Origin of the sequence: Myxococcus sp. CA040A (assembly GCF_013336725.1) — a bacterium.
Lineage (GTDB): Bacteria > Myxococcota > Myxococcia > Myxococcales > Myxococcaceae > Myxococcus > Myxococcus llanfairpwllgwyngyllgogerychwyrndrobwllllantysiliogogogochensis.
This window is the reverse complement of the sequence record NZ_JABUMR010000003.1, coordinates 1003126-1020506: the sequence shown is the minus strand read 5'-3', so window position 1 is coordinate 1020506 and position 17381 is coordinate 1003126. Positions and strand designations below refer to the sequence as shown.

Annotated in this window: 8 protein-coding genes; 4 read left to right on the top strand and 4 right to left on the bottom strand. The window is 69.5% G+C overall.

From position 1 onward, the window contains the following. The first annotated feature begins 124 nt into the window (after positions 1 to 124). Both HUA75_RS16235 and HUA75_RS16230 read left to right on the top strand, forming a co-directional pair. Positions 125 to 2254: an outer membrane protein assembly factor gene (locus HUA75_RS16235; protein WP_371746122.1), complete on the top strand. Its 2130-nt coding sequence runs from the start codon at positions 125 to 127 to the stop codon at positions 2252 to 2254. Next, positions 2251 to 6945, top strand: a complete 4695-nt coding sequence (locus HUA75_RS16230; protein WP_141640548.1) for a translocation/assembly module TamB domain-containing protein — start codon at positions 2251 to 2253, stop codon at positions 6943 to 6945. The genes HUA75_RS16235 and HUA75_RS16230 overlap by 4 nt, the downstream gene beginning before the upstream one ends. Positions 6946 to 6955: 10 nt before the next feature. Here HUA75_RS16230 and HUA75_RS16225 read toward each other — a convergent pair whose 3' ends face one another. Further along, positions 6956 to 8011, bottom strand: coding sequence for a hypothetical protein (locus tag HUA75_RS16225; protein ID WP_174486897.1), 1056 nt, complete (start codon positions 8009 to 8011; stop codon positions 6956 to 6958). Positions 8012 to 8257: 246 nt separating this feature from the next. Here HUA75_RS16225 and HUA75_RS16220 point away from each other — a divergent pair, with 246 nt between their 5' ends. After that, the gene (locus tag HUA75_RS16220) at positions 8258 to 9586 is read left to right on the top strand and encodes a hypothetical protein (protein WP_174486896.1); all 1329 of its coding nucleotides are present in this window, start codon (positions 8258 to 8260) and stop codon (positions 9584 to 9586) included. 60 nt (positions 9587 to 9646) lie between these two features. Here HUA75_RS16220 and HUA75_RS16215 read toward each other — a convergent pair whose 3' ends face one another. Next, positions 9647 to 11338, bottom strand: a complete 1692-nt coding sequence (locus HUA75_RS16215) for a hypothetical protein (protein ID WP_174486895.1) — start codon at positions 11336 to 11338, stop codon at positions 9647 to 9649. 200 nt (positions 11339 to 11538) lie between these two features. Between HUA75_RS16215 and HUA75_RS16210 the strand changes: the two genes are divergently transcribed. Then, entirely contained in the window at positions 11539 to 12843 is a 1305-nt protein-coding gene (locus HUA75_RS16210; protein WP_254623598.1) for a calcium-binding protein, read from the top strand. Positions 12844 to 12850: 7 nt separating this feature from the next. On the opposite strand, the gene HUA75_RS16205 is transcribed toward HUA75_RS16210, so the two are convergent. Together HUA75_RS16205 and HUA75_RS16200 are read right to left on the bottom strand one after the other, a co-directional pair. After that, entirely contained in the window at positions 12851 to 15604 is a 2754-nt protein-coding gene (locus HUA75_RS16205) for a VWA domain-containing protein (RefSeq protein ID WP_174486894.1), read from the bottom strand. Then, the gene (locus HUA75_RS16200; RefSeq protein WP_174486893.1) at positions 15601 to 17334 is read right to left on the bottom strand and encodes a BatA and WFA domain-containing protein; all 1734 of its coding nucleotides are present in this window, start codon (positions 17332 to 17334) and stop codon (positions 15601 to 15603) included. The genes HUA75_RS16205 and HUA75_RS16200 overlap by 4 nt, the downstream gene beginning before the upstream one ends. Positions 17335 to 17381: the final 47 nt, after the last annotated feature.

Genomic DNA, 17381 nt, shown 5'->3' with positions numbered 1-17381 from the left:
TCCGTGTGTATCCAGCAAGGACCAGCCGACAGGAACCGCCGACGAGACGTTGGAATGCGACAAAGGGATGGGGGCGTCCGACAGGAGACGCGTCAGGCGCTTGCCTTCCGGGTATGAACAGTCCGTGGCCGTTGACCTGCTCCGACTCCTTCGCCTCGCCACTGTCGCCGCGCTCCTGAGCGTCGCGGCGTGCGCCACCACGTCCACCCCGCCCCCGGGGCCCAAGGTCTCCCGGCTGGAAATCGAGGGCACGAAGCAGGTGAAACAGGGGGACATCAAGGACCGCATCCTCACCTCGGAGACCCCGTGGTGGGCGTTCTGGCCCTTCGGCAGCCCCCACTACTTCGACCCCAATGCGTGGCAGGCGGACCTGCGCCGCATCGAGCGCTACTACCAGGCCCAGGGCTTCTACCAGGCGGAGGTGGTGGACAGCGCGGTGAAGCCCAAGGGCAAGAACGAGGTGGAGCTGGAGGTGCAGGTGAGCGAGGGCGAGCCCACGCGCATCAGCGAAATCCAGGTGGAGGGCCTCCAGACGCTGCCGGAGGAGCACCGCAAGGAACACCACGAGCGGGTGAAGTCCGAGCTGCCCCTCAAGGAAGGCGACATCTTCCGCGAGGCGCCCTGGGAGGAGGCCAAGGCCCGGGTCCAGGAGCAGCTGCGCGAGCTGGGGTACGCGGAAGCAGAGGTGTCGGGCGAGGTGCAGGTGGACGTGGACACCCGGAAGGCCCGGGTGCGGTTGGACGTGAAGCCGGGGCTGCGCTACCGCTTCGGCAACACGTTCGTCGCGACGGACGCCAATCCCCAGGTGCCGCCGCGCCGCATCATCGAGCAGGTGCAGGGCGCGCTGAAGAAGGGGGACTGGTACAGCGAGACGGCGCTGGCGGAGGCCCAGGCCCGCGTGTTCCGCATGGGCGTGTTCGGCGCGGTGAAGGTGAACCGCGGGGCGCCAGACCGGGAGTCAGCCACGGTGCCCGTCGTGGTGGACGTGCGCGAGGCGCCGTTCCGCTCGGTGCGTCTGGGCGGCGGCATCGGCGTGGACGCGGCCCGCCAGGAAGCGCGCGTGCTGGGGGAGTGGACCAACCGCAACTTCCTGGGTGGTCTGCGCCGCGTCACCGTGCGAGGCCGCGCCGGCTACGCGTTCATCCCCCACGTCCTGTCGCCGTCGAAGCAGGGACCCGTCTTCGAGATAACGGGAGAGTACGAGCAGCCGCGGTTCCTCTTCCGGGATTTGCGCCAGCAGACGTCCCTGACGCTGGAGAAGGGCCTGGAGCAGGCCTACGACTTCTATGGCGGCAGGTTGCAGACGGGCGTCATCTGGCAGCCGCACCGCAACTTCTCCGTCTTCCCCTCCTACAACCTCCAAATCTATCGGCTGTCGGGTCGGGTGAGCGCGGACTCGCGCGTGCCGCCCGTCGTGCTGGGCTGCGGCGAGGACACCATCCAGTGTGACGTGGCGCTGAGCTTCCTGGAGGTGGCCTTCGCGTGGGACCGGCGGGATGACCCGGTGGAGCCTCGGGATGGCTACTACCTGAGCCTGTCCGTGCAGAAGGGCGGCAGCATCTTCTTCGGCGACTTCAACTACATCCGTCTGCTGCCGGACCTGCGCTTCTACCACTCGTTCGACGAGGACAAGCGCGTGGTGCTGGCGGCGAAGCTGCGGATGGGCACGCTCAACCCCGCGGGTGGCTCACAGAGTTCCATCGTCACGCGCTTCTTCTCCGGTGGCGCCACCTCCATGCGCGGCTTCAACGGCCAGCGCCTGTCGCCCCTGGCGGCGCTGGCCAAGGAGGAGGACACCGACGGGGACGGGGTGCCGGAGACGACACAGACGGAGGAGTGGGAGACGGTGCCGGTGGGCGGCAACAGCCTCTTCGAGACGACGGTGGAGCTGCGCTACCAGATTTCCACCAGCATCGTGCTCGCGGCGTTCTGGGACACGGGGCTGGTGGGCGTGGAGGGCTTCGACTCGAGCGACTCGCCGCGACTGTTCGGTCCCGACCACTACCACGCGGTGGGCGTGGGCCTGCGCTACCTCACGGTGGTGGGGCCGGTGCGCCTGGACATCGCGCGCCGACTGAATCTGGGCCAGGGATTGCCCGTCGCCACCCCGGGGTACATCTATCCGACCTCTGGAGGCTGCTTCGGCATTGGCAGCAAGTGGAAGCCCGACGGCCCCACGTCTCGCGGGGCCACCTTCGCGGGAGCGCCTGACGGTCAGTGCGCGCTGCACCTGTCGATTGGAGAGGCGTTTTGAGAGGGCGACGCTGGGCACGACGACTGCTGTGGGGCCTGCTCGGCGTCGTGTGCCTGGGAGTGGTCGCCGTGCTGGGCGTGCTCCTCTGGGCGACGTCGTCACCGGGTGAGGGCTGGCTCATCCGCAAGGGCCTCCATCTGGCCAATGAGCAGTTCTCCGGTCGGCTGGAAGTCGGAGGGCTGGACCTGGCACCACCGGGCGCCGTCCTCACCGGCGTGAAGCTGTATGACCCGGAGGGTGAGCTGGTGGCGGAAATCGCGCGCGTCGAGGCGCGCGTGCGCCTGGGCGGCCTCATCCACCAGCAGGTGGAACTCACGGACGTGCGCGTGGAGAAGCCGCGCCTCTATCTGGCCCAGGACGAGCGCGGGTTGAACCTCGCCCGGGCCATCGCGCCTCGCGTGCCCAAGCCCGAGGAGCCGCCCTCTCCGCGCGGCAAGCTGCGGGTGGAGCTGCACGAGTTGGAGCTCGAGGACGGCTACGTCGACTTCAGGCAGGAGCTGGAAGAAGGCGGCGAGCGACACGTGCGCCTGGAAGACTTCGACGCGAAGGCGTCCGGCCACTACGCGGCGGCGACGCAGGGCTTCGGCGCGACGCTGGAGTCCACCGGCGCGCTCGCGCTGCCCGCGAAGGGGCCCCTGCGGCTGGCATTGAAGGGCGGCGGCGAGGAGGGCGCGCTCAACGCCGACGTGGACCTGGACCTCGCGGGGCTGCTGTTGGACGCGAGCGCCACGGCGCGACTTCCTCCCGAGACTCCGCCCGGCCAGCCCCCGGGCACCCTGAAGGCGGACGTGGACGTGCGGCGCCTCACCGTGCCGCCGGAGCTGACGCGCGGCGTGCTGCCCACCTGGCCGCTGCTGGTACCGGTGAACCTCGCGGGCAAGGCGGGCATCGACGGCGAGCTGGCTCAGGTGGACCTCCAGGGGACGGCCGCGGACGCGAAGCTGGACGTGAAGGGCGACCTGGACCTGGAGCGGATGCGCTCCACCGGCGTCTCCGTGAAGGCTCGCGACGTGGACCTGTCCGCGCTGGTGAAGGAAGGGCCAAAGACGAGCCTCTCCGCGGACCTGTCCGCGAAGGGCGGCGGCACCAGCCTGGAGACCCTCGACGGCGAGGTGGACCTCACCGTGTCGCCCTCGCGCTTCCGGGGTCAGCCGCTGGGGCCCGTGGAGCTGCATGCCCGCGCGAAGGACGGCCGCTACACGCTGTCGCGCCTGCTGGTGCTGGTGCCGGGCGCGTCGCTTCAGGCCAAGGGCGAAGGCACCACCGAGGCGATTCGCGTGGACGGCGGCCTGACGGCGGGCAACCTCGCCATGCTGTCCGACGCGCTGACCCGGCTGCTGCCTGGCACCGTGCCTCCGCTGTCTGGCAGCGGCACGCTGGAGTTCCGCGTGGAAGGGCCCGTGCGCGCGCCGGGCGTCGTCGCCCACGGCAACTTCACCTCGCTCTCCTATGGGGACTTCGCGGTGAGGAACCTCACGCTCCAGGCCGAGGTGCCGGACATCACCCGCCCCCTCACCACGGACGCCACGCTGGTGATGGGTGAGCTGCGTTCGGGCGAGCGCTCCTTCCAGGACGTGTCCGCCACCATCACCACGCACGAGCGTCACCTGGAGGTCAGCGTGAAGGCCCTGGGGGGCGCGACGCTCGGCCTGGCGCTGAACGGGCTGGTGGATGAGGACAACCAGGGATTGGAAGTCCAGGCGCTGGTGCTCTCGTGGCCGGAGGCCACCTGGAAGCTCCAGGCCCCCACGCACGTGGGCTTCGGCGGCGGACGCATGGAGGTGGAGCCCGCGCTGAAGCTCGCGTCGGGGGCGCAGTCGCTGGCGGTGCGCGGCTCGCTCGCCAACGAGCAACTGACGGCGCGCGTGGACCTGGAGGCGGTGGACCTCACGCTGCTGCCCCGCATCGTCATCCCGGAGTCGCTGGGCCTGGGCGGCACGGTGTCGGGCTTCGTCACCGCGAAGGGCAGGTTGCCCCGGCCGGACGCGGAGACGAAGCTGCGCTGGCAGGACGGACGGGTGAGCGGCTACGAGAACCTCCAGGTGGCGCTCGACGGGCGCTACGTGAAGGACCGCGCCACGGGCACGCTGTCGGCGGGGCTGCCGGTGGCGAAGGTCGTCGCGGACTTCGACGTGCCGGTGCAGGGCGTGCTGAAGCGGCGCAAGGACGCGCTCTCCCTCAAGGTCGACCTGGATGACCTGGACCTCGCCGGGGTGATGAAGCTCCTCGGACGCACGGAGCCGGTGAGCGGCATGGTGGCCGGAGAGCTGCGCATCGACGGCACCGCGCGCGAGCCCCGGCTGGACTTCGTGCTGCGCGGCCAGAAGCTGAACTACGCCGCGCCGCCTCCGGGCTTCGCGCTGAAGCAGCCGCTGGATTTCGAACTGCGCGCGGCGTCGGACCGCGAGGACGCCACCCTGGACGCGCGCCTGGACGTGCAGGGGCTGGGCACCCAGACGTACGTGGTGCTGCACACACCCTTCACCCTGGGCGGGATGCTGGCACGTCCCCCCAAGGCGGACGACCTCCTCTCGGCCTCGGTGGACCTGGAGGCCCGCGTCGCGGACCTGTCCCTGGCGCAGTTCGAGGGCGTCAATGGTCTGCAGAAGCCCGCGGGCACCGTGTCCGCGCAGCTGTTCCTCTCCGGCTCCGCGCTGGTGCCGCAGGCCCGCCTGAGCGTGAAGGCCGTGGGCCTCACCGCGTACGGCCTTCCTCCGGTGAACGGACAGCTCGGCGTGGTGGGCGATGACCAGGACGTGAAGGTGACGCTGGCGGCGCAGCGGGACGAGGGGCCGCTGGCGCAGCTCGACGTGACGCTGGACGCTCCGCTGGGCGCGCTGCAGGACCAGGAGGTCTACGGACACATTCCCTTCCAGCTCAAGGGCCGCCTGGGGCCGGTCGCTCTCCAGCATCTGCCCGGCGTGGCGAAGGCCCGCGCGACAGGCGCCGCCGCGCAGAAGGCGAGCGCCGCGTCCAAGGGCATCCAGGGCGAGCTGTCGGTGGAGTTGGCCGCGCGCGGCACGCTGGACACGCCTCGCATGGAGCTCACCGCCGGCGTACAGAAGCTGGGCATGGGCGAGCTGGCCTTGGGACAGGCGCGCCTGCACTACGGCTACCAGAACGCTCGCTCCGCCTTCGACGTGCTCCTCACCGCGCCGGCGGGCGGCACCTTGATGGTGGAAGGAGGCGTGGAGCTGGACGTGTCCCTGCCCGCGATTCAGCGCGGCCTCGACACCTCCCGCGCGCCGCTGGACGTGACGCTCAAGGCGCGCGACTTCGACCCCTCCTTCCTCTCTGGCGCGGTGGAGATGCTGCGCAGCGTGGGCGGGCTGATTCAGGCGGACGCGAAGCTGGCGGGCACTCCCGCCGTGCCCACGTTCCAGGGTTCGCTTTCGTGGAAGGACGGCAAGCTCGGGCTGATGGGCCTGGGCGAGTACCGCGAAATCCAGCTCGCGCTGGAAGCCAGTCGCGAGGCGCTGGCCATCAACACGCTGTCCGCCAAGGCCGGAGGCGGCACGCTGTGGCTCGACGCGCCGCTGACGGCCACTCGCACCCAGAATGGCGAGTACGAGCTGAACAGCCCCGCGGGGAAACCCTACCCGCTGATGGCTCGCGACTTCCCCATCGTCTTCGACGACCAGCTCATCGCCGTGCTGAGCATGCGCGCGAAGGTGGAGGGCACGCTGTCCGAACGGCTCGTCAACCTGCGCAACGTCTCCATCCCCGAGGCCACCATCGAGCTGCCGGAAGTCAAACGCAAGGACCTCCAGGACCTGGAGCGGCCCAGTGACGTGGTGCTGGTGCGCAACGGCACGCCCATCGAGCGGCGCAAGCGCAGGCAACAGCAGCAGCCCTCACCGGGCGCGCCCGAGCCGAACCAGCAGCCCTCCACCGAGCCTCCTCCCGTGGCCGACTCCGCGGAGGACCTGGAGCCGGGCGAGACGCCACCCGGGCGCGCGTACTGGGTGAACGTGAATGCGCCGCGCAACATCTGGGTGAAGGGCTCTGACGTCAACGTGGAGCTGGGGCTGTCGGAGGACTTCCGCGTCGAATACACCGACGTGGCGCGCCTCTTCGGACAGGTGCGCGTGCTGCGCGGACGGGTGGACGTGCTGGGCCGGCGCTTCGACGTGCAGCGCGACAGCATCGTGAGCTTCACCGGGCCGCCCACCGTCCCGTACATCAACGTCACCGCCGAGCACCGCAACGACAGCGCCAACATCACGGTGTTCGTCACCATTCGAGGCCAGGGCCGGGACATCACCCTGAAGCCCACCAGCGAGCCGCCGCTGCCCGAGTCCGAAATCTACACGCTGCTCGCCACCGGCCGCCGCACGCTGGAGCGCGGCTCCGGCGCGTCGATGACGGCCAGCGCCCAGGCCGCTTCCGTGGTGGGCTCGCTCGTCGCCAACGAGGCGCGCAAGGCCCTGGCCGCGAAGCTGCCGCTGGACGTGATTTCGATTGAAGCCGGCGGCGCGGGCATCGCCGGCACCAAGCTGGAGGTGGGCACCTACGTCACCGACAAAATCTACGTCGGCTACACCGGACGCGTGGGCGCCAACATCCAGCAGGGAGAGAACTCCAACGCGGTCCGGTTCGAATACCAGTTCGGACCGCGCTGGAGTCTGGAGGGCCAGTACGGCGACGCGCGCTCGGGTGGTCTGGACCTCATCTGGACCAACGAGTACTGACGCCGCGGGCTTACAGCCAGTACATCTCGAAGCACGCGCCCACGGGGCCCGCGCCGCTGTTGGGCGCCATGGGCGAGCTCACCCACGCGCCGCCCACGCCGCACTGGCTCCACTGCTGGTCCGACGAGGACTGCACGCACGTGCGCGCGGGCACCGTGCGGCCCAGCGTGGCGGAGGAGCACCACGGCCACGACTGGGTGCAGTTGGTGGGCTTCGTCGTGGTGCCCGCGGTGAAGACACCGGACACGCACTGCCGCCACACCGCGTCCGACGAGCTCTGCACGCAGCCCAGGTTCGGCACCGTCGTGCCCGCCGTCTCCGACACGCAGCCCGACGTCGTCGGCGCGTCCCAGTTGAAGCCGCCGTCCGCGTACCGGTGGTAGATGACCGCCACCAGCGACGAGCCGCCCACCGTGGTGCGGCCACACTGCGTCGCGTACGCGCCCACCCAGGGCGTGTACGTGTACAGCGCCGCAGTGGCCTTGTTGGTCGGCTTGATGGAGCACGGGTCCAACGACGCCTTCGTCGTCCCCACCTTCCAGCCAGACACGGTGGTCCGCCCCGCATCCAGGTCCGTGAAGTAGCCGCGCAGCTTCTTCGCCGAACACTCAATCTGCTTTCCGAAGCCCGTGTATTGCGCGTCACACCCGCTGCTGTCCGGACAGCCACAGCCGGTGGCCTTCGCCAGGTTGGTGGAGGTGCCGCTCTGCACCAGGCTCGACTCCACCTGGATGCGCGCCAGCATGTACAGCGGGCTGATGTTGTACGCCTTGGAGCGCTCGACGATGAGCGCCGCCGCCGTCTTGTTGCTGAAGGCCGGGTCCTTGTACGTTGCCAGGTACGAGCCCTGCTGCGTCAGGAACGCCTGCACCTGCTCGGTGGTAATCCACTGATGCCCCAACAGATGCGTGTCCTCCAGGAGCCGGTGCATGTCGTACTTCACCGTGGCTTCCTGGAGCACCTGCCCGGTCAGCTCGTCGATGACCTCGCCCTGTCCGTCGTCGACAGGACCACAGCCAACCGCCAGCAACGCGGGCACCACCAGCCACCACAGTCGCGTCTTCATCACGGCCTCGAGGGGATGTGCCGCGCCCGCGAGGAAGCCCAGACCACCCGGCGGGCTCGGCAGGGGGGAACCCTGACGTGTAGTCGGCGCGAATACCGAGTTTCAAGAATTTCTTGAATTGAAAGATTAACAGATTGTTATCGCGAGGCTGGATGTCGAGCGAGGAAGCAGTCAGGACGGCCCCCTGTCCCGGAGTCCCAGGCCCTTGAGCCGTGCAGGGCGTGGCGAGGTAGCGTGACTGTCGTCATGCGCATGCACACTTCGACGTGGCTGAAGCGACTCGCTCCGCTCACCCTCTGCCTGCTCGTGCTGGGAGGCTGCTCCGACTCGGGCACGGACGGCACCAACACCCCAGACGGCGGCAATGGCATACCGGACGGTGGCGGCGGGACGCCGGACGGTGGCCCTGTCGGTACCGGGTGCATGGGCGAGACGTTCCTCGCGTCCCTGGGGAAGAACCGGCTGCTCGTCGGCGCGCAGATGGAGCCTGGCACGGCGGCGGGCGCGCCCTTCGATGTGCACTACCTGTACGTCGCCAGCGGGCTGGTCGACTCGACGAACGTGTGCACGTCCTGCACGACGGGCTGCACCACGTCCGGCACCTCCTGCGCGGGCGCGGCATGCGCGTGGTGGGGCTGCTGGCAGGACGTGTCGGATCCGCCAGGTGCCTACGTGCGCGGCCACGTGTCCGGGGCGAAGGGGCGCCAGCAGCTTCCCTTCATCACCTACTACCAGCAGCTCCTGGGCGGCGTCGGGCCCGCGGGCGAGGGCGAGCAGCAGCTCCAGGCGCTCAACGACGTGGCCATCATGCGGCGCTACTTCGCGGACTATCGCTTCACGTTGCAGCAGGTGGGCAGCGAGCCCGCGCTGCTGCACCTCGAGCCGGACCTCTGGGGCTATCTCCAGTTCTTCTCCAATGGAGACCCGGCCACGGTGCCCGCGCAGGTGGCGAGCGCCAACGCCACGGACTGCTCGGGGATGGCCAACAACGCCGTGGGCGTGAGCCGGTGCATGATTGCGATGGCTCGCAAGTACGCACCCAACGCGAAGGTGAGCCTGCACGCCAGCCCCTGGTCGACGCGCACGGACGTGTACCTCAACACCAACGCGTCCTTCGACATCGCCGGTGAAGCGCGCAAGGTGGCCGACTTCCTGTTGAAGCTCGGCGCGGCGGACACGGACTTCATCGTCGTGGAGGCGTCGGACCGTGACGCGGGCTTCTACGACAGCATCGGCGAGGACACGTGGTGGGACGCGAACAACACCACCCTGCCCCACTTCCGTCAGGCGTTCACCTGGGCGAGCGCCATCTCCGAGCGACTCAACAAACCGAACTTCTGGTGGCAGCTCCCGGTGGGCAACATGAACCTGCCGAACACCAACGAGCGGTGGAAGGACAACCGCGTGGACTACTTCTTCTCGCACACGTCGGAGCTCGCCGCCGCGCACTCGGTCGGCTTCTCCTTCGGCGCGGGTGAAGGCCGGCAGACCTCGCCGGAGACCGACAACGGCAACCTGTCCAACCGCGTGAGCGCCTACAAGCGCGCCGGCGGTCAGGCGCCCTGCGCGCCGTAGCGAAGCGTCCGTGTCGCAGGTGTCCTCCGAGCGTTCTTCTCGGAGGCACCGACGCGCGGCTCAGAACAGGCGCGAGTAGGTGGGTTTCGCCTCGGGACGCGGCACCCATCGCTGACCGTCACGCGGGAGCCACAGGAGGTGCAAGCGCCCCTCGGGGCCCTCGTACCGCACGGTGTGCTCACCTCGCGACAGGGTGAGCTCCGCCTCCGTGACGCGGGCCCCGTCGACGAACAGCGCGCCTGACTCCAGCATCGACGCGGGCTCGACGAAGTAGCGCCCATCACTCACCGCCAGGAAGCGGTCCTCCAGCGCGCTCCCAGGGGACACGTCGTACCGCTGCCCCCACAGGAACAGGTCTCCGTCGTAGGGCTGGTAATACGTGTCGAGGAAGCCTCGCAGCGACGGCGGCAATCCCGACGTCCGCAGGTCATCCACGCGCAGCACACAGCCGCGTTCCACCAAGGCCTGGGGCACCTCGCGCGCCAGCACGTCCGGGATGGAGCCCCGTAGATAGGCATCCGTGTAGAAATAGAAGTGGGCGTGTGGCCGGCTCACATAGCCCCCCGAGTTGTCGTAGACGACGTCCTCGGGCCCGGTGAGCATGGCGATGCGCGCGAGCACGTCTCGCTGTCTGGCATTGCCCCCTCCGTCCACCAGGGCTTCCAGCCTCCAGAGCTGAAGACAGAGCAACACTCCGAGCGCCAGGGCCGCGACGACTCGCGGCAAGGGCGTACTCCAGCCGCTGAAGATTGCCACCGTGCCTCGCGCCATGAACGGCGCGAGCACTCCCAGGAAGGGCAGCAGGCTGTACGGAAACGGCGCGCGCTGGAGCGCATACGAGCCAAACGTCGCCAGCACCGCGAGCAGCAACGACAGGTCCGCGCTCCCCCAGCGCTCCGCGCCCGAACGCCACCACGCGCGCACGGTGACGAGGAACCCCAGCACCGCCAACGCGAAGAGCCAGGGCTGCTCGCGAACCATGGGCAGCAGATAGTCCCGCCACGAGAAGCCGGGGTAGTGCCGCTGATGCTCCGCGGCCCACGCGAAGCACCACTGCCACCAGGCGCCCCACGAGCCCGTCACCGTCAGATACGACGCCACCGCCGCGAGCCCCACCCCCGCGCCCGCGAGAAACGCGACGGGCCGAGCCACGAGCGCCGGTCCCCTGCCCCGCCGCCAGACGATATCCACCGCGAGCACCGCGCCCACCACGCCGCCGTGAAACAACACCTTCTGCGAGGACCAGAACGCGGCGGAGAACAACACCCCCGCCACGAAGCCGAACCCCCGGGTGCCGGGCCGCACCGACAACGCGGCGAGCCCTCCCAGGAACAAGGCACAGGCCAATGCGTCCGGACGAATCTCCACCGCGAAGCGCGTGAAAGGCGTCAGCGCCAACAACAACACCGGAGCCAGCCACATCGACACGCGGCCCTCGCGTCGATTGAGCACGGCCACCGAGACACACGCACCCGCCAGCGGTACGAGCATCGCCAGACGCAGCGCGAGCACACCCCGAGGCGCATCCCCCACGAGCCAGAACAGCGGCGCCAGCCCTTGATAGACAAGCGGGAAGTGGACCTCGAAGAAGTCCCGGTAGGGCACCTGCCCTTTCGACACGAGCCAGGCCGCGTGCGCGTACTGGAACTCGTCGATGCTGAAGCCCTTGTGCAACGCCAGGCGCGCGGCCTGGAGGGCAAGTACGAGGAGCGCCAGCGTGAGTCCCAGGCGCCCCCAACGTGCAGACGTCATTGGCGCCTCATACCTCGAAAGAGCCATTCCCATATTCTGGTAGGGGGGAATTTTTTTGACCCAGTTGTGGCACCCATTCTTTCCGTGTATCTCTTCTTTACCCTGTGAGCTTCATAGGGAGCGGGCCGCCCTCCTCATCGTGATGACACCTCCAGGTCGGGGGCGGCCCGTGCCACATCCGTAGAGGGGGAACCACCGAAATGACTCAGACCCATCCGTGGGGCGCCTGGCGCTCCGCGATTGCTCGCTCATGTCGTAATGCTGGCGGCGCCGCGCTGTTGGTATTGGGAGTGGCCGCGCCGGGGAGCGCCCTGGCCACCCTGAACCTGCCGGGCATGAACCTCAATGCGTATTGCGCCTGGCAGTACGGCGCAGGCGCCTTCTCCACGCTGACGCAGCAGAATGCCTTTGGCTGGTCTTGCTACAAGAATGGGCAGTACCTGTCCATGGACCTCACCCAGGCCTGTCTGACGCAGCACCCGAACTCCAACATCTATCAGGCCGCCTACCAGACCTTCAGCGACCCCTATTCCTGGTACTGCCAACGCCGGGGGACGTACACCTCACAGCCGGGCGCCCAGCACACGCTCTACATCTGGAAGGGCCAGAAGGTCACGCTGCACACCCCCGATGTGACGACCTGCACGGTGTCGCAGATCAAGCTCGTGGTCGACGGGCTGGACAATGGCTACACCTTCTACCAGGACATGACCGGCCGGACGCCTGGCTCGGGCCGCAACTACCAGGGCACGGACAGCCTCGCCATCCTCCCCTCGGGCGTCGCGACGGGCTGTGGGAGCGCTTCCGACCCTGCCTGCGGTGACCTCGGCACGCATGGCATCGAGTTCAAGTTCGACCTGTTCCAGCTGAACATCTGCACCGATGCCGCCGCGGGCAAGCACAACCAGGTCGGCTTCTACGAGCTGGGTCGCAACTTCTGGTTCTACGGGCCCCAGCTCGCGTCCAACAATGGCAACTACGGCCACGCCATGGTGACCGGCTACGCGGTGCTGAATCGCTTTCTGGCCATGGAGTACTACGGGCTGCCCGTGTCCTCCAGCCACACCACCCTCTACACCAACGTCAAGAACCTGATGACCGCGTACCAGGCCGACGTGGCCTGCGGCACGGCGGGCGCCACCAGCACGCCCATCAGCCCGGGGAGCACCCGCTGCTTCAAGCATGACTGGGCCAACACGCTGCTGGTGAGGCAGGGCATCGGAGGGTTCGACACCACGGACCTGTTCGCGTCCTTCGTGCTGAAGCTCAAGAGCGTCCACAACTGGAGCTTCATCTTCCAGCTCTGGCGCAAGGTCGAGCAGCTGGGCAGCGTGACGAGCCCGTACTCGTCCGCGGACAACTTCGTGCTCGCGGCCAGCCGCGCCGCGAACGTCAACCTGTCCGACGTGTTCCAGTACACGTGGCGGTGGCCGGTGAGTTCCTCCATCCGCATCACGCTCCAGAACGAGCTGGGCAACCCGGTGAGCGGCACGCCGTACCTCTAGCCGCCACTCACCGGTCCAGTCGACGACGAGAGCGGGCGCGCGCGGCCTCCAACGCGGAGTCCACGCCGCCCTCTTTCGGCTTCGCTTCACCTTCGGGAGCGCGGGGCCCCGCCTCGGGAGCCGCTGGGGCCGACGTCACGGAAGTCACCGTGGAGGGCGCGGGAGACGACGGCGCCAGCACGCTCCCCGCCACGGACACCTCCGACACGGCTCGAGCCTTCACGCGCTGCCGAGGCGCCGAGAGGAAGCGGCGCACGGCCACCTCCGACAGCAGCACGGCCACGGCCAGCGCCACCAACCACGGAGCCAGGGCCAGGTGTCCCTCCGACTCGGGGGCTTCCTCGAAGAGGCCCGTCATGGACAGGCGCTCCACGCCCCCTCCCACGGCGGCGACGGCTCGCAGCAGCACGAGTCCTTCCTTGGGACTTCCCGGCTCGAACTCAGGGGCATACGGCAGCGCGACGGGTGGCGCACGCAGGGCGCGCGTGCCCACTCGCACCACCGGGTGCCACGTGCCGCTTCCTTCCAGCGGGAGCTCCGCCACCAGCCGGTCGTCTTCCTCCCAGCGCATCGGATGCTCGGTGGGCGCGGACGTCCCGTCGCCAGACAGCAACATCAGCGTGGGCAACGTCGCGGGCAGCGGCTCGTCCGGAGGCAGGTCCAACGTCACGCGCAGCAGGTGACCGCGCCGCTCCGAGCGCACCACCGCTTCTCCCAGGGGAGAGCTGCCCGCCAGCGTCCAGCGCACCATCGCCTCCAGCGTCGCGCGCAGCGAACCCCACTGGCGCAGCTCGCCGGTGAACGGGCCATCCACCTCCGCGGTGAAGGCCACCGTGCGTCCCGCGCCGCGCGGCCACATCGCGAGCAGGGGCGCGGCATGCGTGTCGAGCGTGCGCAATGCCACGCTGGCCCGGGGTCTCAGATAGGTGAGGTTGTAGCCGCCCACCTGGGGCAGTCCCTCGGAGGGCAGCTTCCCCAGGAGAGGCAGGTCCGGCGCGGCCTCTATCGAGACGGGCTCGTCGATGAACGTCGCGCGCGCGACGGCGAGCGTCTCCTGGCTGAAGATGCGCGGGAGGCTCATCGCGTCCTCCGCGAAGTAGATGCGCCCGCCGCCGCGCTGGGCCACTTCCTTCAGCAGCGCCGCGTCCACGTCCTTCGGCGTTCCCAGGCCGATGACGGACACCGTCACGCCCTCGCCCTGCAGCTCCGACAGGGTGCGACGGTAGTCGTCCGGCTCCTCGGAGTCGGCCGCGTCGGAGAAGAGGAGGACATGGCGGGTGGGCTTCTCGCTCTTGAAAATCTGCTTGCGCCCCGTGCGCAGCGCTTCGCCCACGTAGATGCCACCGCCGCCGCTGAAGCCCTTCGCCACCTTGTCGTACGGCAGGCCCGCCTGCACCGAGCGAAGGGGGAAGATTTCATGGGTCTCCGTGTCCACCATGTGCACGGAGGCTTCGTCCTGGGGATTGAGCAGCGTGAGCGCGGCCACGACACCCTCGGCGGCGACCTCCATCTTCGTGCGGCCGTCGGGCACCGTGGCGCCCATGGAGCAGGAGCAGTCCATCAGGATGCTGATGGCGATGGACGCGCGCCGCTGCTCCTCTCGCATCTCCAGCGACACGGGCAGCAGCGGCTCCACGGGTGAGCGGCGATAACCCCCTTCGCCGAAGCTCTCACGCCCTCCCGTCATCACGAGCCCCCCTCCCGCTTGCTCCACGTAGGCCGCGAGCGCGTTGAGGCCCGGCTCGCCCAGGGTGTTCGCGTCCACGTTCTCCAGGACGACGGAGCCCACGCCGTCCAGGTCATCGAGGGTGAGGCGGAAGGGCGCGCGGACCTCCAGCACCAGCCCCGTCGCTTCGAGCGCCTTCGCGAGGGTGCCCTTGGGCTGGTTCGTCACCAGCAACACGCGGCGGGGTCCTTCGACTCGCAGGACCGCGAGCCCCTTGTCGTTCTCCACCACGCCGTCTCCCGGGACTTCGACAGTGAGCTGGTAGCGCGCGAGGCCGGGCTCCTCGATGAGGTCCCTCAGCGGGAGGACGTTGGGGCCGGGCTGGAAATCGAAGGGGCCCTTCACCAGCACGCGGCCATTGCGCTCCAGTCGCACCGTGCCCGTCACCGCCGAGGAGGCGTACACGCTGGCGGAGAACTGGAAGGGCTCGCGGGAGGACACGGCGGTCGGCACGTCCAACGAGACGACGGCGACATCGAGCGGAGGCTCGGGCCGCGCGAGCTGGCGCCAGTCCACGGCGATTCCCCGGGCCGCGAGTCTTCGCGCGGAGCCTCGTGCATCCGTGCCCGTGGCGCGGCCATCGGAGAGGACGAGCACCCGGCCGGTGCGCTCCTGGGGGATGAGGGCGTTGGCGGCATCGAGCGCGGCGGACAGGTCCGACGACTCCGCATCCACTGGACGGGTGAAGCCGCCGAAGGCTCCGCCCGAGGACAGGGGTTGCTCCACCCGGGGCTCACGGCCGAAGACGATGACGCCCACCCTGTCACCGGGTCGGCGCTGTGACTCCAGATGGGAGACGAGTTCCTGCGCGGTGCGGTCGATGTCCCGAGGCATCGAGGCGGAACGGTCCACCACCACCACCACGTCGCTGCCCGCGTCGGCCCGCCGCAACTCCGGCCCCGAGAGCGCACCCACGGTCAGCACCAGCAGCGCCGCCCGCAGCCACATGGGCGGACCGGGCCGCCGGCCGAACTTCCAGAGGAAGAGGCCCAGCGGCAGCAACAGCACCCACGCCTGGGGGAGGGAGAAGGTCATGACACCCGCCTCGTGACGTAGAAATCTCCCACCAGCGCGAGGAGCAACAACACCAGCGGCCAGCGCGCCCGGTCCGAGGCATTCGCGCGCGCCTCGTCGCCTCCCGATTCACGCGCCGGCACGTCCGCGCGGCCACGTCCCCGCAGGTCCGACTCGCGTGCGTCCAATGCGAGGACTTCCGCCGCGTCCACCACCTCCGCGTCATCGCGTTCCAGGACGTAGCGCCCCGGCATGGCAGGGGGAGGAAGGCTCACCGCGCCCGCGCCGAACACCGGCTTGCTTCCACTCGGGCCCGTCAGCGTGTAGCGCTTCCCGGGCAGTGTCACCAGTTGGAGCGGCTCGCCCAGGGTGAGCTGTCGTCGGACGAAGCCCTCGCGGGCGCGACGCGACTCTCGCACCACATTGCCCAGCAACACGGGCCAGGCGGACACGCGCTGCACGTTGGAGCGAGACAGGTCCACGTTGAGGTGCAGCCGTCCGTCGTCCTCCTCGGAGACCAGCACCGCGTCACCCGCCGTGATGAGGGGATGCCCCGGGGGATTCTCTCCCGCCGACCACCTCACGCCCGCGAGCTGTACGTCGTCCAGCAACGGGTGTCCCTTCTCGGAGAAGAAGGGCCCCACGAAGGTGCGCACCTTTCCCGTCGCGCCCACCGTCACCTTTGCATCCGTGCCTCGTGGGCCCATGAGCAATGTTTCGCCCGCGGCGCCGTCTCGTGCCACGTCGGGGGAGGCCGCGAGGAAGCGCTCCAGGGCGTCACGTTCGAGCGGACCCAGGCCCTGGGCCAGACTCACCGCGAGGGGCCGTGTCGGAGAGGCCGTGAGCCGGGCCTGACCGTCTTCGAGCAGCGCGTCGTCCGGCAGGGAGACCTCGACGTCGCCCGCGTTCTGGAAGGTGAGGCGCACCGTGGCGGAGCCCTCGTCTTGGAGCGAGACCTTCTCCACGCGCTCCGTGCCTTGCTTCGCGTCGGCACCTGGGAGCGCGCGCAGCCGTACGGACACGGACTCAGGGCCCGCGCCGAAGCGGGCCACTCGCAGCGTCACGGTCGCCGTGCCGCCATCGTCCTTGCGCTGCGCGGAGACGAACGCCACGTTTTCGCGCGCGGTGCCCAGCGCCGTCCACCGCACGGGGGCTGGGATGACCAGTCCCTCCACGGGGGCGGCGTCGGTGAAGAAGGCCACGTGTTTGCCCGCTCCCGCGAGTTCCTGGGCCCACAGGAGCGTGGGCATCGGGTCGTGGTCCGCGCCTCGAGACTGGAAGGACTCGAGCGCCGCCAGGGCGCGGGACGGCTCTGCTTCCGGACCCGCGACGACACGCGGACTCAGCCCGGTGGCCAGCACCGTCACTCGCGTGGCGGCTTCGTCTTCCACCCGCTTCGCGGCCTCGCGGCGTGCGAGTTCCAGCACCGTCACGCCATCCGGCCCTCGCGCGGACATGGACAGGCTTCCGTCCACCACCAGCACCAGGTGCTTCGTCCGCGCCGTCTCGCCCAGGCGCACATCCGCGAGGTACAGCGCCGCCGCGATGACCGCGAGCGCCTCCAACAGCAGCGAGGCCTCCCGCGTGAAGCGCTCCCAGCGAGGTCCTGCCTCCGCGCGGGGACGCGGCGTGCGCCACAGGAACAACGCACTCACCACGACCGGCTTTTGCCGACGCCGCAGGAAGTACGCCGCCACGAGGGGCACCAGCGCGCCCAGGGCGAGCAATCCCCACGGGAAGCCGAAGCTCATGCCACACCTCGCGCGACGGCACGGGAGCACGACGCACAGGCCCGCAA

Excerpts from the sequence above, each read along its gene's own strand:
- HUA75_RS16225 (WP_174486897.1), bottom strand. The coding sequence starts at position 8,011 with ATGAAGACGCGACTGTGGTGGCTGGTGGTGCCCGCGTTGCTGGCGGTT.
- HUA75_RS16220 (WP_174486896.1), top strand. The coding sequence starts at position 8,258 with ATGCGCATGCACACTTCGACGTGGCTGAAGCGACTCGCTCCGCTCACC.
- HUA75_RS16215 (WP_174486895.1), bottom strand. The coding sequence starts at position 11,338 with ATGACGTCTGCACGTTGGGGGCGCCTGGGACTCACGCTGGCGCTCCTC.
- HUA75_RS16210 (WP_254623598.1), top strand. The coding sequence starts at position 11,539 with ATGACTCAGACCCATCCGTGGGGCGCCTGGCGCTCCGCGATTGCTCGC.
- HUA75_RS16205 (WP_174486894.1), bottom strand. The coding sequence starts at position 15,604 with ATGACCTTCTCCCTCCCCCAGGCGTGGGTGCTGTTGCTGCCGCTGGGC.
- HUA75_RS16200 (WP_174486893.1), bottom strand. The coding sequence starts at position 17,334 with ATGAGCTTCGGCTTCCCGTGGGGATTGCTCGCCCTGGGCGCGCTGGTG.